The organism is Burkholderia sp. KJ006, from assembly GCF_000262695.1.
In the GTDB taxonomy this organism is placed as follows: domain Bacteria; phylum Pseudomonadota; class Gammaproteobacteria; order Burkholderiales; family Burkholderiaceae; genus Burkholderia; species Burkholderia vietnamiensis.
Window position 1 is genome coordinate 1195316 of sequence record NC_017920.1, and the last position, 15742, is coordinate 1211057.

Below are 15742 nucleotides of genomic sequence, written 5' to 3' on the forward strand. Positions count from 1 at the left end.
GCGGCGGGTGCATTCGGGGGTTCAGGCGTTGCGGGTTTGCAGGTCGGCGGCCGGCGGCGCGACGGTCGCGCCGTCGCGCACCGTGTGCGGCAGGATCAGCGACGTGCGTTCGATCGACGCGCCGCCGATGCAATCGACGAGGCGGCGCCACGCATGGCGGCCGATATCCTGGTTCGGCGTCGCGACGCTCGCGAGCGGCGGCGTGAGCAGCTCGCCGATTGCGATGCCGTCGAAGCCGAGCACCGACAGGTCGTCGGGAACCGAGAAGCCCGCGCGGCGCAGGCCGCGCATCACGACCATCGCGAGCAGGTCGTTGCTGCAGAACAGCGCGGTCGGGCGCGTCGCGCGCGCGGTGAGATGCGCGAGCACCGCGTCGGGCAGCTCGGCGGCGTTGAAGTCGACTTCGACGGGCGGCAGCGTCGCGACATCGGCTTCGGCGAGTGCCTGCGCGTAGCCGAGATGACGCTGGCGCGCGCGGTCGGATGCGGCGAGCGAGCCGGCCAGCATCAGCACGCGGCGATGGCCGCGCGCGGTCAGCAGACGGACGCCGTCGTAGGCGGCGCGGCGGTTGTCGACCGACACCGACGGGCGGCGCTGCGTGTCGTTGTGCATCAGCACGTAGTGCGGGCCGTCGCGATCGAGCATGTCGAGCAGCGGATGCGTGTCGGCGTCGGCGACGGTCAGGATCAGGCCTTCGACGCGTTGTTCGCGCAGCGTTTCGATCGCGTGCCGCTCGCGGGCCGCGTCGTATTCGGTCGTCATCAGGATCAGCTTGAAGCCGGCCGCGGTCGCCAGTTCGTCGATGCCTTGCAGGCAGTCGGCGAACACCGGGTTCGCGATCGTCGGCACGACGACGCCGACGAGGCGCGTGCGCTCGCCGCGCAATTGACGGCCGAGCGGGCTCGGGCGGAACTGCAGCGTGTCGATCGCGGTGCGGATCGCCGCCAGCGTCGCGGGGCTGACGGTGTGCGGCGCGTTGATCGCACGCGATACGGTGGCGATGGAGAAGCCGGCGAGGGCGGCGACGTCCTTGATGGTCTGGGGCATGGCGTGACGCGATGTAAACGTTTTCGGCGAGTGGATTATCGAAAACGTTTGTGACTTCGCGATGACGCGCGGCGAGGCGGTTTCGCAAGAACGCGTGGCGGGGGATGCGGGCGTTCGGTTGCGCACGAGCGTGGCCGCTCCGATTGTAGCGGCGGGAGGCTGCGGCGCGGGAAACGATCGGTGGCGATGGCGGCGGCGCTCATGCGCGCGGCGCGGCGCGATGCGCCGCACCCGAATCGGGGAACGGATGCGCGAAGCAATGGTAGAATCGCGTCCGCCCTTTTGCCGGGGTGATGAAATTGGTAAACATAGCGGACTTAAACGATTGAGTGCCCGGTCGGAAACGGCCGGTGCAGAACCCTTCAAATTCGGCGAAACCCCTGATGCGCGACGCGCATCGAGGCAACACCGAGCCAAGCCTCGCGGCGCAGCGCCCGCGAGGAAGGTGTAGAGACTAGACGGGGGGCGCCTAAGGCGCACGGGCAGCGATAAAACGCCCGCGCGCGATGGCGAAGGCATAGTCCAGCGCACGAACGGCGTCGTCTTGGCGGCGCCGGCTTTGAAAGAAGCAGTGTGACGAAAATCCGCCGCCTTAATTGGCTTGCCGGTTCGAGTCCGGTCCCCGGCACCAAATATCTCCGCGAGACGCCGAACGTAGCCTGAGTGCCGATCTCCAGTGATCGCGTCCGTGCCCTTGCGGGGTTCCGGATTGCCGCGTGCGTGCAAGCGTCCAGCAGTTGCGGCCTGCCTTCGACATCGGCTCATCTCCAATTGGGACCCGCTGATCTCCGTCAGGTCTCGATCAAACTCCAAACACTCCTCGGGTCGCATGACCTGATAGCGCACGCAGTCGACCGACAATGGTGTCTTGTTGTCAGACCGGTACAGCACCTTCTGTTGCCGGCCGCGCGAGCCCAGCCTTCCAGCGGTTGTTTCAGGGCGAGCTCTCTTTGCCACGACTTTGCCTGGGTTCGGCACCGACATACGCCATTGTCTGAACGAGACGCATGAGCGAAGTGCGCCGATGCGGAAATTCATCGACGGAGCGGCCGTAGCTGGCCGGGCTCAGGAAGGTGATATGTGATTCAAGAAATCCGGCTCACCAAGCAATCGGAAAGTTTTTCCTGAAAGAATGTGAAAATCCGGTAATTTTCACGCGTGAACGTCAGATTGCCAATTCATTCGAAATAGGCCGGTATGCAAGGCGCGCTATCGTCTTGTTCAGAAAGGCATTTATAATCAGCCCTCGGCAGAAACCCCACCTGAATACCAACCAAGGGAATGCTGCATGGGCCACACCGCACTTTATAAGACGCTGCGTCTCGGCGACGCGCAATACAATCGTCTTGTCAAACTCGATACGCCGCTTGGGGTTGACTGGTTATTGCCGCTTTATGTAAAAGGAACGGCTCGACTCGGTCGCGATTACGAATTCGAGATTGATGCCGTTTCGCCACGCGGCAGCCAGATTGAGCTGAGTGCGCTACTCGCCAAGCCCGTCACGCTCTGGATCCAGCAGACGGACGGCTCGTACATGCCGATCCATGGCTACGTCCACCGTTTCAGCCGGCTGGGTGCGGATGGCCCGTTGACTTTTTACAAGCTGGCGTTCTCGTCCTGGCTTTACTTCTTGCGCCTGCGCCGCGACATGCGCGACTGGCAGGAGCAGAACGGCGAACAGATACTGGTGGACGTCTTCAATGAGCACCCGCAAGCGCGGGGCGCGTTCCGCATCGATCTGCACAAGCCGCTGCCGTCCTATTCGAATCGCGTGCAGTGGGAATACGACCTGAATTTCGTCTATCGCAGCATGGAGGAGGTCGGCGTATTTCCGTACTTCGAGCAAGCCGAAAATGGCCGATCGCACACGATGGTTGTGACGGACGACGTTTATTTCGTCCCTCAACTGAAACAGCCGGTTGTCGAGTTCGGTCCCACCGAAATCAGTGGGGAACTGGATGGATTCGCGCAGTGGAAAGAGCAGCTTCAGATCGACAGTGCGCAACTGACGTCGCGCTCGTTCGACTACAAGCGCCCCGATCTCCCTCGCCAGGTACAGGGCGTGACGGACGTGAACGGCGAGTTGCCGACCGATGGGGAAATCTACGACTACCCTGGCGCGTACATGTGGTCGGACCGCGAGCAGGGTGAGCGTCTTGCGCAGATTCGGCTTGAAGAGCGCAAATCGCGGATGAAGCGTTTTCACGGAATAGGCGGCTTGCGCTGCGCGATGCCGGGGCGGCGCTTCGAACTTCGCGGTCATCCGGTGCATGATGCGGGCAGCCAACCGGATCGCGAATTTGTTCTGCTCGGAGTCGACTGGCTGATCTGCAATAACCTGCCTGGTCTGGACGAGGCGGATCAGTTTCCCGACGGGCTGGCTGCAGAAGTTGCGCAAGCAAAGGCTGGCGCAACGGTCCGCCACGCAGACGGCAGCGAAGGTTTCTTTCAGGTGGTGGTGGAGGCGCAACCGCGCAACGTCCCGTTCCGTAGCCCGTTCGAACACAAGAAACCGGTCATGCAGTTGCAGAATGCAATCGTCGCCGGGCCGAGCGGGGAAGAGGTGTACACCGATTCACTGAACCGGGTGAAGGTGTGGTTCCACTGGAATCGCCGCAATGGCCAGGATGAACGCGCATCGTGTTGGGTACGCCCGACGTTCCTTGATGCAGGCTCCAATCGTGGGGGAATTCAGCCGCTGCGCAAGGGTGATGAAGTGGTGGTCGGTTTCATGGAAGGTGACTGTGACCGGCCCGTGATCATTGCGAGAATGTACGGGGGTGCTACGCAGCCGGTGTGGCACACGAACGGCTTGCTGTCGGGTCAGCGCTCGCGTGAATACGGCGGCACTGGCTACAACCAGCTCGTAATGGACGACTCGACGCAGCAGAATCGGGTGCACCTTTACTCGAGCAGCTATCAGTCCCACTTGCATCTGGGGTACCTGATCCAGCAGACCGACAATACGCGCGGCGCTTTCCTTGGAAGTGGGTTCGACCTTAAATCCGACGCCTACGGCGCCATTCGGGCGGGACAGGGCTTGTTCGTATCGACCCACCCGACCGCGACGAACCAGCCGTTGAACGTGACCGCAGCGTCCGAGCAGTTGGCCAGTGCGGAGACCGTTATCGATCTGACGTCGCAGGCGAGCTCGTCGAATCAGGCTGAAAGTTTGCAGGAAGGGCAGGACGCACTCAAGAAGTTCACCGACGCGACGCACTATAGCGTGAGCGGTGGGGCTGGCAGCGGCGGCCGGACCGGTGGCGGCGGCACGGGTAACGCGAACGGCTTTTCGACGCCGATCATGCTGATGGCGAGTCCTGCGGGTCTGGGGCTGTCGACTCAGGATTCAGCGCAACTGACGGCCAACCAGCAAGTCAATATCGTGAGCGGCAAGAGCACGCACGTGGCGGCCGGCAAATCGCTGATAGCGAGCGTGATGGAGAAGATCAGCCTGTTCGCGCAGAATGCAGGGATCAAGTTGTTTGCGGCGAAGGGCAAGGTGGAAATTCAGGCGCAGAGCGACGAGATGAAGCTCGCGGCGCTCAACGACGTGACGATCACGAGTTCGAACGGGAGAGTCGTGATTTCGGCAGAGAAGGAGATCTGGATCGGTGCGGGTGGATCGTACATAAAGATAACGCCTGATCTGATCGAGAACGGGACGAGCGGGCAGATTCTCGAGAAGTGTTCGAGCTGGGATAAGCCGGGGGCGTCGTCAATGCGCCTGCCTTCACCGATTGCGAGCGTGCCGAAGGGGTGTGCCTGGAAGACGGCTTCGGCGGCCGCAGATAGCGCTTCGAGCGTTGTGCTGGAGTAGTGAATATGGAAAACTCAGACGCGCTCGGTATGGACGACTCGCCGGAGGTCATCGCGATAGACGCGGCCGTCAGCAGCTTGCGCACATACTTCAGCAAGCGGCCGGAGATGCACTGCTATCTTGTCGTCGATCCGAGTCAGCGAGATTTCACGAATGACGACGAGGAAGCCCAGCGGTTCCGCCAATTGAAGCGTGCGATCGTGGAGGTGATGCACGATGCGTTTCCTGACAATCACCGGCCATATCTCGTTGAGTTGGACCTTAATACTCCGGAAGGGGCTGGAGCATTTGCGGAGAGTGTGAGGATTGCCTTCGAGGACCGTCGTCCTATGTCAATGGCCGAAGGACTGGGGCAGCGCGTCGGTGGGTGGCTCGCCAGTGACGCATCGTTGGACGAGGTCGCGGAGCATTGGGGCCGCCACGTTTTGCAGTACAACGAGGAAGGGCTGCCGTGTGTGCTGCGCTTCTACGACACGCGAGCCCTTAGTCTGATCTGGCCAGTGCTCTCCCAAGAACAACAGCAGACGCTACTAGGGCCCGTAAAGGTATGGCATGCGCTTGACGCGAGCGCTAAACCTCGCACGTACAGTGTGTTGGCCGGGTCACGTGCCGATCTGTCGTTGACGACCGAGCAGTGGCAGCAGATTCATCGTCACGGATCGGTCAATAGAGCGCTTGCGTTGTATGCCATGAAGGTTGATCGCCAACCGGAACCCTCCGAAATTGCTGCAGCAGTCGCTGCCGCGGAGCGTGCAGAGCACTATGGACTGTTCGACCGGGACGATCGCGTGGCATTTGTCGAGAGTGCTCTAGCATGGCACCCGCAGTTCGACCTACATCCGAAGGTGCTGCAGCTTTTGGGTGCTAGAGCGCCAGACAAGTTTTATACGGCAGCAGTTAGTGTATTGACGGAACAAGACATTGTAGAAATTAGAGACGGTGCTTGGTACGAGCGATTGAGCGCTTCGTCGCCCCGTTGATTGGTGTTGGCAAAATTGCCTGAATTCGATACGAAGAGAGCGTATGGCAGCAAATAACCAGAAATGTGCCAACTGTGAGAAGACGGGGTTGCCGATCTTGCCGGTGCGGTACGCAGTCTTGCCCAACACGATCAAGGCCAAGATGCCCGCCGGCATCGTCGGCGACCGTGTCACCAATGTTAGCCTCTCCGAGCATCAGTATGGTTTGCGGACCTTGCGCGACGGGTGGCTCTATCTTTTCTACGAAGTAGGTGCACGTGGTCCTAATTACTGGGAAGTGTACAAGGTGACTGAAGACGGTCGGTTATGGAAGCAGTCGCGACCGCTCCCGTCCGTTCCGACGACCCATCCGAACTGTGCATTGTGTGCCATAGCCGTACCGATGGATGTCATCGCGATCGAGCAGCCCGAACTCTGTACGGGCAAGGTCTATATCGCATTCTCGCAACTTGCATGGCATCCACGAACATTCGATAAATACGAGATTTACGCAGACTTGCGTGAACAACGCATGCAATGGATCGAGCCGTCAAAATGGATCGCTACCGGAAAGGATGGGACAGGTCACGCGGTCGTTGCAACTGAGTCGTCAGTTAACGATGTACTCGAGTACATGCCGGGCCTAGACGCAAAACAGTTGCGCCCGTTTGACGACAAGGAGCGCTTTACTGCAGACGATGGTAGCTATCGAGAAGATCTGCTTGCCCGTGAGGTGTCGCGTTATCCTTTGAACATCCGACAGGCATCGCCACTGTCGGCGAGCCAGTCGCTTGTGAAAATGATGGTCCACGTTGGACAAACGGATTCTGGTGGAGGCCGGGCTACTCCGTCGAACTATCCCCCAATGTTGTTCGCTTTGTGGGATGCGGTCGGCAACGTTCACGAACTGAACGGCTTTCGCAACGACCCGGTGTCCTGGCTCGACCGATACGGATCGCAGCAGGAAGTCGGCATGAAAGTGATGGCCCTGAATGACATCGACACGGCCAAACGTATCGTCGATTCGCGTACGAAACAGAGTCTCGCGAACCAGGAGGCCATGGCGAAAGAGGCGCATGCCATGACTCCGCTCGGCTCGGCGACAGCCCGAGCTGGTTTGGCGGCGCAACGCACCAGAGCACTGGCGGGCGCCGATGCTGCGCGTGCCAAGGAGGTCAATGCGTATTATGACGATCTCGACTGGATGGCTGCCAACAACATCCCGGGAAGCTATCAGACGCGTCTTATCCAGATTGGCCGATTTAGCCGCGCGGGCAGCGCGAGTTCAAGCGCGCCTTACCTTGGCAAGTACCGCGACGAAATCATGAACGAAGCGCGTGAATATGCGAAAGCGCAACCCGGCTTCCATGATCGGAATCTGGACGGAATGCAGAAGTTCGAATGGTCTCGATACGAAGCTCGACTTCAGCGCAAGCGCATCGAGGATTTCCGCAAGCCATACAAGAAATTGCAAGACGCGGTGTTTAAATTGCAGGAAACGCGTAGCGACGATGTCGGGAAATGGTTGCGGGCAAAACTTCTTGTGGACACGCTTGAGGACTATTACTGCGACGATCTTAGTGACAGCTTCGAGTTCGAGGTTGCGGTAGCAATGGCAATCGACGGGTTGGGGTCCACACCCAAAGGACTTACGATTCTCGATGATCTGGTGGGGCGTTGGAAGCCGACGGACAAGGAAAGCATAGTGTGGCGAGCGGTCGCCATGAATCATCCCGCAGGCCGCGAGGAACTTGGGAAATTGCTGGCGAGCGCGCTGGAGCACAAGGATAAGCCATTAGAGGACGATGGTGTCAAATATGTCGTAACGGCGGTGAAGTATATTGGAAAACTGACTGACTACTATAAGAAATATTCAAAGTTGGCGCTCGAAACAAACTCGGCGAAGATCTCATACTTGGGGGCAATGTACAAAGAGCAAGGGCGTGACGTTTTGCTCATGACTATCGGTGACCGTGTTTTCGACAAACTCCGAATCAATAAGTTGGGGGATTTTGTCGGGGAGAAGATTGTTCAGACGCTGTTTCTCCAGCGAGCGGGCTTACCGGTCGAGGATGCGCTGGCACTCGTCCGCAAGCAGGCGCTGTATGACAAAGTGAGCCGAAGCGAAATTTTGCAACGCTTTCGTACGGCGCGAACCGTGTTAGTGGCGTCGACAAAGGCGGGGCCGAACCCAACCACCGAGCTGTATGAAGTGTGGGAAAAGTTGAAGGCCGACAATGATGCGAACGCGATGAAGGAGCTTCGTCTGGGTCGTATTGCGGTGGTTGCTGCGCTATGTGAGCTGGTGAACTTCTGGCATCTGTTGTCGGAGGCCAAGGACGAAGATACCACCACCAAATTGATCAAGTCGGGCGCATCGCTCAGTGCGTCGATCATCACAATCACGATGACTCCGTACTACGGGACGCTGAAGAAGGCTGTTCGGACGATGAGTTGGAAGATGGTGGGGGGCTTTTTGTCCGGAGCTGGGGCATTTGCTGCAGCGTGGTTGGACTATGGGGCAACTCAAAAAAAGCTGAAGAGTGGCCAGTATGACGTAATGTGGGTTTTGGTCGCCAAAACGTTGCTGGGCGTCGCCTCCGGCACGGCCTTCGTCATCGACGCCATCAGTACTGCTGCACCGTTATTCAAGAAGTTGGCGGCCCGCTCAGGGAATAGAGTGGTCATCATGGCGGTCGAGACTGTTGCCTCGCGGGTGGCAATGGTTGCATCGCTCCGAGTGGTAAGCATGCTGATTACGTGGGAGGCGACGATTGCGGTGTTTGCACTTCAAGCGCTTGCCGATGTCCTGACCCCGAACGAGTTGGAATCGTGGTGTTCTCGCTGTGCATTTGGCACCGGGCAAGAGGCTATTCTTCGTGTGAAAGATCACAGTGTCGAAAAATACGCGGATATGGTAGAGCAGGAAAAAGCCTTCGATAAGGCAATGACGGAGATGGCATGAGCTTAGAGCGTGAATACCCAGTTCAGGTATTGCGAGGCACGATCAGCAGGTTGAAGTGCCGACGGCGTCAGCAGGACTTTGTCTTGAATGATACCGAGCATGCTTATATGCAGGCAACGGCCGCAGGTGCTGCGTTGGCCGGCATGGGGGCATTTGCGATCGGATTGGTCCAATCGTCGGCGAATTCCGAGGAGGAAGCTGACTGGGTGGAATTTGAACTCGACGGCAAGCAGATCGAGGGATGGCTCTGGAAGATGCCGATGACAGATGGTGACGAGGTTGAAATTGTTGCGGAACCGAGGCCGCGTGACCGGTACTTTGCGTATTCGGTCCGGAGAGTCGGGGACGATACGGTTGCGGTGTACCCGCATGCGACGAGGGGCAGGACTGCCCTTTATCGATGGCTGATGAAGATCATGCTGTGGTTTTTTGTGCCGATCTACGCCCTAATGTGCTTCATGCTGTCACGTGATGCAGGTGGTATCGACAGGACGACTCTCGTGATAGTGCTCGGCGGGGCAGGTGCCTTTTCTCTATTGATATTCTGGATCTTATTTTATCGCGCTTATCTGAAGATGAAGCGCTTTGCCAAATTGGCTGAAGTCATTTTCTCGTGCTACGGCTGGAGCGACGTACGTAGGATTAATCTGGTGCGTTCGTCGAAGCAGATGAGGTCGGAGAATCCGGATCTCGAATATGGTATTCACTATTTTCGCTATCGTTCGTAAGGTATTCTACGATGATGAATTTCATCCGCGTCGGTGATGATACAGACCACGGCGGCAAGGTGATCACGGGTTCATCGACGATGCGTTTCGACGGCCGTTTCGTTGCTCGCAAGGGGGACGAGGTAACCTGCCCCCAACACCCAGACGTCAAACCGAATTTGATCGAAGAGGGCGATGAATCAATGACGGATAACGGTGTTCCGATTGCCCGGCACGGTCACCGGGCGACCTGCGGGTGTCACCTGATTTCGAGCCTTACCTGAGCGGCACGCGCTACCGAGTGACTTGATCTTCACGGTTTGGTGATAGAGAAATCAGGCGAGCATGACTGTGCCTGGTCGTGGCGCACAACGTCGAATTTCGCCGCCAGTGTTCGCCGACATCACGACAAGCTGAACAAAGCTGGTCGCCGGCGCATGCACAGCGAAGAAGTGGTCCATCACGCCGATGAACGCGTTCAAGCTGATGGCCGCAAACGCTTGTTCGTCGATCGTCAACGTCACTTCCAGACCGCGTACGAAGCTCGGCATCGGTTTTCCTGGAAGCCAGAGTTGTTTGGCCCGATGGCTCAGGTTCGTCAGTCCATCGAGCAGTTTTGCGTGCCCCGCTGAATGAGCAGTGAATTGGCGGAGCAGGCGTTTCAGCTCGGCAAGCCCGGTGCGAGTCAATTCGATCGAGTGTGGGGCAAACTGCGTGATGAGCCGCCAAGCCGCGTCGCCTTGGCTCGACAATCGCGCGACTTCGGTCGGGGCATCCAGCATAACGATGCGTGAAACCATCGTTCCCTGCTCATTCACCAGATCACCATTTTCTGCGCCGGCTCGCATCGTGTGCGGGAAACTGCCATTCGAACAGGTAACGTCGGCCGTTATTTGTTCGATTCCGGTGTCGGTTGCCCGTCGGCCGTCGGGGCCGACCAAGCTGACCGCGGTTTCCTTCTTTCCCGATGGCGAGGCCGCGTTATGGTGCGCGAGAATCCAATAGGGGCCGGCCGGCTTGGCGGAACTGCCGTGCATGAGCGACACGAACGGATGGATGATGCTCGCTCTGGAGCTAGCCGTCGTGGCACGGACCGAGTCGACAGACCAAACTTCAACACCCGCAACGTCCGTGTTCTGGGATTGCACGGGATACGCGTTCGTGATCGGATTCCGCTTGAGTGGTAGTGACGTAAGCCGAAACAGGTTGACGATCGGCGTGCAAAAGAGCTTCAGATTGTCCGCCGACAGATTTTTTAGTTGCTGTGCCGTCCACGACTCTGAATGAACGCCACAAATGGCGAGATGCAAAGTGAGCTGCTGGCTGGAGCCCGCCGTATGCGCGAGCGCGGCGAGATCGAGGTCAACGAAATCGAATTTCTTCGGAAACGCAAAATATTCGCTCAGTAGCCGCAGCGCGGGCGGGCCGTCGTCTTCGTCGACAAGCTTCTCGGCCTGATCGTAGCCGGCGGCGCCGAGCGGCGGTGTGGCCAGCGTTGACCAGCGACGTTCGGCGTTTTCGACGAAGGCGGCCGCCGTGCGCATCGTCATCGTATCCATTGCCGCACCGACGATTTCGCTAGGGCCGTTGACATGGATGCGCAACGGGTTTGGAACGGCTTCGAAGCGAAAGTCGGGGCGCGCAGCCTCAAAGGTGATGGAGAGCAGACCGGTTGTGCCGGTGGGCAGCACGACGTTGGAGGGAACTGCGGTTGCAGACGCGTAGCGCGCCGCCGAGATTCGCACGGGAGCTAACGTTACGTCATATACGGTTCGGAACAGGCAGTCGTCCGTTTTGCTCGCCAGTTCCGTGCCGCGGGCAATAAGCGACGGCTCAGTGAGCTTGTCGAACATGTCTGAGACATCGAACTGGGCAATTGCGCACGCGGGAATGGTTCGAAGAAACTGGGGATACAGCATCCCGAGGAGCGCCTCGGCGAATTCCGGATAGTTGTCGTCGAGCCGGCTGCCTATATCCGCGGCGAGGAGAGCGAACGACTGCAGCATCCGTTCAACGTGGGGATCCTCGGAGTGGTCCCCGGAAATCCCGAGGCGAACGGCAATTTTGGGATAGCGCGTTGCAAAGATTGCAACTGATCGGCGCAGTAGTGAAAGTTCTCGTTCGTAATGCGGAAGCAGATGATCCATCGCGCGAAATTATGAACCGGCCGGACAGTAAAACGCCATGTCTCCGTCTGATGCTATTGCGCTGAACAGTGTCGGGCGCGCCAACGATTGACGTCGCTATGATAACCGCTTAACCGAACGAAACCCGCCGATTACGTCGATTGCCTCGGAGCCTTGCTGGACACGGCGATCAGCGCGCCCGGAACATTTGTACTGCAGACAACGCATTTTTGTCGCATATACCCGTTCAACGAGACGAATCGCGCCCAATGCCGGGTCCCGGTCGAGTCTTGCGAAATGCAGCGTAAAAGCATGGGCTGGTTTGTCTGGATTCGACCTGCCGAGGGTTGAAGAAAAAACACCGGCTCGTGCGAATATGGTCACGTAACCCGTATCAGTCCGCGCAACCTGATTCGTCAGCGGGCACTCGATTGCGGAACGCGCGCAGATTGACGCCACGGCCCGCATGGGGCAGCCCGCGCAGATGGCGGATTCAATTTGCCCGAACGCAAGATGGCGAGCTGAACGGGCCAGAGTTTCATAGATGGGCCGCTCAGCGCGTAGCGCCGTTCAAACTCGACGGGTAACAGGTCGTCCGCGAGACCGTGTTGACGATCGGGCTTATAAAACACGTCCGTGGCGACCATTGCACGCCCTTCGCGCTTCCTGCCGCTCGCATCGCCCGCCCACCACGCACATCGTTTGGCATCGTCGCACACGCACTTCGCCACCCGCTATCCCCCATTCGCACCGCCAACCCCCCCCGCTAACCCATTTCCCTCCCCCCAAAACACCCTCGATTCTGCACAGCACCTTTGCAACGCCGGTCACTAACAGCGGAAAAACGGCTCATTACACTGCGCCCGTCGCATCGCGGGGAAGCATCGATGCGACGCGAATTCGCAGCGCGTAAGCAAAGCGACCGGAAAACGAATGACTTGGGGGGTAAATCATCATGAACAAGCGTTGGGGGATCATCGTGCCCGCCGCATTGCTTGCCACGGCCGCGCATGCGCAAAGCAGCGTTACGCTGTACGGCAAGATCGAGGACGGCATCAACTACACGAGCAACGCACGCGGCCACGGGACCGTGCAGTTGCAAAGCGGCTACGACTACGGCAGCCGCTGGGGCATCAAGGGCACCGAAGACCTCGGCGGCGGCTATCAGGCCATCTTCCAGCTCGAGAGCGGCTTCGACGTCAACACCGGCAAGATGAGCCAGGGCGGCCGCGAATTCGGCCGCCAGGCGTTCGTCGGCATCGCGTCGGACCGTTACGGCACCTTGACGTTCGGCCGCCAGTATGACCCGAGCGTCGACATCTTCTCGCCGCTCACGGCCAACGGCAACTGGACCGGCTATCTGTTCGCGCACCCGTACGACAACGACAACACCGACTACTCGTTCCGCGTCAATAACGCCGTCAAGTACGTGTCGCCGGTGTGGCACGGCATCACCGCGGAAGCGATGTACGGGTTCAGCAACCAGTCCGGCTTTGCGAACAACCGTCTGTACGGCGCCGCGCTGCAATACCAGCAGGGCGGGCTGACGGTCGGCGCGTCGTACCTGAAGATCAACAACGCACACAACGGCGATTCGAACGGCGCGATCACTGGCGACAACACGTTCGACGCGTCGTCGCAACAGAACATCGGCATCGGCGTGAACTATGCGTTCGCGAACGCGCTGATCGGCTTCACGTACTCGCACGTCGACGTCTACGACCCGACCGCCAACGCATACTTCACCGGCACGACGCAGCCGGCCGGCGGCAGCTGGAACGCGTGGAAATTCGACAACTTCGAAGTGAACGGCCTCTATCACTTCACGCCCGCGCTGTACCTCGGCGCGGCCTACACGTACACGCAGGCGCGCGTGTCGTCGACGGTCGGCTCGTTCAATCCGAAGTGGCACCAGCTGAGCACGAAGCTCAACTACGACATGTCGAAGCGCACGTCGGTGTTCGTCGAAGGCGTCTATCAGCATGCGATGAACGCCCACACCGGCACCGACTTCGACTACGCGTACGTTCCGGGCGCAGCCGACATCTCGTCGGGCCCGAACCAGTACGTCGTGCGCGTCGCGCTGCTGCATCACTTCTGACCGACCGCTCACCCGCGGACACCGCCCGGCAAACAGCCGGGCGGCGTGCAGCCGGCGGCTGCATCGGCCAGGCTCCGGCGCCGCAACCGGTGCAGCGAATGCAGGCTCGTGTGATACTGGGCGCCGCCCGCCGCGCCGCTCGCATGTGCTTCACGCGGCCATGCGCAGCGGGCGATCGCCTTCCACGCACCTTGTCCGCTGCCCGAGCTCCGTCATGACGCACCCGACCTACCACTATTACGAACCCTCGCAAGGCCACGGCCTGCCGCACGATCCGCTGAACGCAATCGTGGGCCCGCGCCCGATCGGCTGGATTTCCTCTCGCGGCAGCGACGGCACGGTCAATCTCGCACCGTACAGCTTCTTCAACGCATTCAACTATCATCCGCCGATCATCGGCTTTTCGAGCACCACGGCGAAGGACAGCCTGCGCAACGTGCGGGAAACCGGCGAGTTCGTCTGGAACCTCGCGACGCGCGATCTCGCCGAGCGGATGAACCGGACCTGCGCCGCGGTGCCGTACGGCGTGAACGAATTCGAACTCGGCGGGCTGACCGCGATTGCGTCGCGTCTCGTCGACGTGCCGCGCGTCGCGGAAAGCGGCGTCAACTTCGAATGCAAGGTCACCGACGTGGTCCCGCTGCGCGATCATCGCGGCGGCGAGACGTCGGCCACGCTGGTGCTCGGTGAAGTCGTCGCCGTCCACATTCGCGACGATCTGCTGAAGGACGGCATCTTCGACACGTTCGGCGCGGGCATCATCCTGCGCGCGGGCGGGCCGACCGCCTACGTGCACGTCACGCCGGACAGCCGTTTCGACCTCGCGCGTCCGGACGCGTGACCAAGGCGGCCTGAGCCGTCCGGCGCGCGGCCGCCCGCACCCGCAACGCCCCGCCTGAATCGACGTTCGCGCGGGGCGTTTCGTTCGATGCGTGCCGGCACGGCCGCGTGCGCGGATTCGCGGATCGACATCCTGACGCGCCGTTCATCCGGCCGGTGCAGCGAGCGACGCGCTTCGAGCCGCACGGCCCGCCTCGCTCCGGCCGAAATCGCACAGCCGCGGGATGCAGGCTGACCTACGATGGAGCATCGCATCCGTCGTCCGTCGAACCATGTGCACCCACTACCGTGCTCCCGGCGAAGACCCGGGCATCAGCGAGCTGCGAATCGGCATCGGCGATCTGTTCGACCGCGAGCCGTGGGCACCCGACGTCTATCCCGATTACGCGGCGCCGATCGCACGCGCCGACGGCGACGGGCTCGCGGTCGTCAGCGCGGTGTTCGGCTTCTGGCCGAAGTTCATGCAGTCTGAACGCGTCGACGACAACGGCCGCAGGAAGCGCAAGCTCGACACGGTCAACGCGCGTGCGGAGACGGTCGGCTCGTCGCGGCTCTACGGCAACGCCTGGCGCAACGGGCAGCGCTGTCTGATCCCGGTGCGCTGGATCTACGAACCCTGCTACGAGACGGGCCGCAACGTGTGGCACCGGATCGGCCTGGCCGGCTGGCAGGCGTACTGTGTCGCCGGCATCTGGCGACGCTACGTAAGCGCCGACGGCCGCGAGCGCATCGGCATGGCGATGCTCACGGTCGACGCCGACGGCCATCCGCTGTTCGCGCGCATGCATCGGCCCGGCGACGACACGCGCGGCGTCGTGATCCTGCGCCGCGACGACTACGACGAATGGCTGCATGCGCGCGACGTCGAAGCCGTGCGGCTCATGCTGGCGCTGCTGCCCGCCGACGAGATGGACGCCGCGCCGGAACCGCCTCTGCCGCCGCCCGCCGGCGCTTGATCTTTCATCTTTCATACGGATCGCTGACGGTCCGGAAAGGCTGATGCGCACGGCGTGCGCGCACCATCCCGACCGCACCGAGTGCCTCGGGTAATCACCTATATCGTCCTAGTTGTATATACAACAATATCCGCTGACCAATGTCGGTGCCCGTCGTTCGAACGGCGGGCGGAAGCCGGAGAAGCAGAAGCACTTCGAGAAATTGAAGCAGGGCGGCCCGA

General features: G+C 60.4%; 10 protein-coding genes. 8 read left to right on the forward strand and 2 right to left on the reverse strand.

The features are described from left to right. Window positions 1-21 precede the first annotated feature (21 nt). On the reverse strand, window positions 22-1047 hold the full coding sequence (locus MYA_RS05470; RefSeq protein ID WP_011884111.1) for a LacI family DNA-binding transcriptional regulator: 1026 nt from the start codon (window positions 1045-1047) through the stop codon (window positions 22-24). Between the two features lie 1288 nt (window positions 1048-2335). Here MYA_RS05470 and MYA_RS05475 point away from each other — a divergent pair. From MYA_RS05475 to MYA_RS05495, 5 genes are read left to right on the forward strand one after another with little or no spacing between them, the layout of a single operon-like run. Further along, entirely contained in the window at window positions 2336-4867 is a 2532-nt protein-coding gene (locus MYA_RS05475; protein ID WP_014722782.1) for a type VI secretion system Vgr family protein, read from the forward strand. A gap of 5 nt (window positions 4868-4872) precedes the next feature. Continuing rightward, complete coding sequence (locus MYA_RS05480; protein WP_041493804.1) at window positions 4873-5847, forward strand: DUF4123 domain-containing protein; 975 nt, start codon at window positions 4873-4875, stop codon at window positions 5845-5847. Window positions 5848-5890: 43 nt separating this feature from the next. Next, window positions 5891-8791, forward strand: coding sequence for a T6SS effector BTH_I2691 family protein (locus tag MYA_RS05485; RefSeq protein ID WP_014722783.1), 2901 nt, complete (start codon window positions 5891-5893; stop codon window positions 8789-8791). Next, on the forward strand, window positions 8788-9519 hold the full coding sequence (locus MYA_RS05490; protein ID WP_011884203.1) for a putative type VI secretion system effector: 732 nt from the start codon (window positions 8788-8790) through the stop codon (window positions 9517-9519). Before MYA_RS05485 ends, MYA_RS05490 begins: the two co-directional genes overlap by 4 nt. An 11-nt stretch (window positions 9520-9530) precedes the next feature. Then, on the forward strand, window positions 9531-9782 hold the full coding sequence (locus MYA_RS05495; protein WP_011884205.1) for a PAAR domain-containing protein: 252 nt from the start codon (window positions 9531-9533) through the stop codon (window positions 9780-9782). 51 nt (window positions 9783-9833) lie between these two features. On the opposite strand, the gene tssF is transcribed toward MYA_RS05495, so the two are convergent. Continuing rightward, window positions 9834-11645 (reverse strand): type VI secretion system baseplate subunit TssF, encoded by a 1812-nt coding sequence (gene tssF / locus MYA_RS05500; RefSeq protein ID WP_014722785.1) that lies wholly within the window; start codon window positions 11643-11645, stop codon window positions 9834-9836. 934 nt (window positions 11646-12579) lie between these two features. Here tssF and MYA_RS05505 point away from each other — a divergent pair. The 3 genes from MYA_RS05505 to MYA_RS05515 all read left to right on the forward strand — a co-directional run bounded on the left by MYA_RS05505 (window position 12580) and on the right by MYA_RS05515 (window position 15521). Continuing rightward, window positions 12580-13725, forward strand: a complete 1146-nt coding sequence (locus MYA_RS05505) for a porin (RefSeq protein ID WP_011884212.1) — start codon at window positions 12580-12582, stop codon at window positions 13723-13725. A 214-nt stretch (window positions 13726-13939) separates the two neighbouring features. Next, a complete protein-coding gene (locus tag MYA_RS05510) occupies window positions 13940-14566 on the forward strand; it encodes a flavin reductase family protein (protein WP_014722788.1) in 627 nt (208 codons plus the stop codon). Window positions 14567-14837: 271 nt separating this feature from the next. Then, a complete protein-coding gene (locus tag MYA_RS05515; RefSeq protein ID WP_014722789.1) occupies window positions 14838-15521 on the forward strand; it encodes an SOS response-associated peptidase family protein in 684 nt (227 codons plus the stop codon). The last annotated feature ends 221 nt before the right edge of the window (window positions 15522-15742 follow it).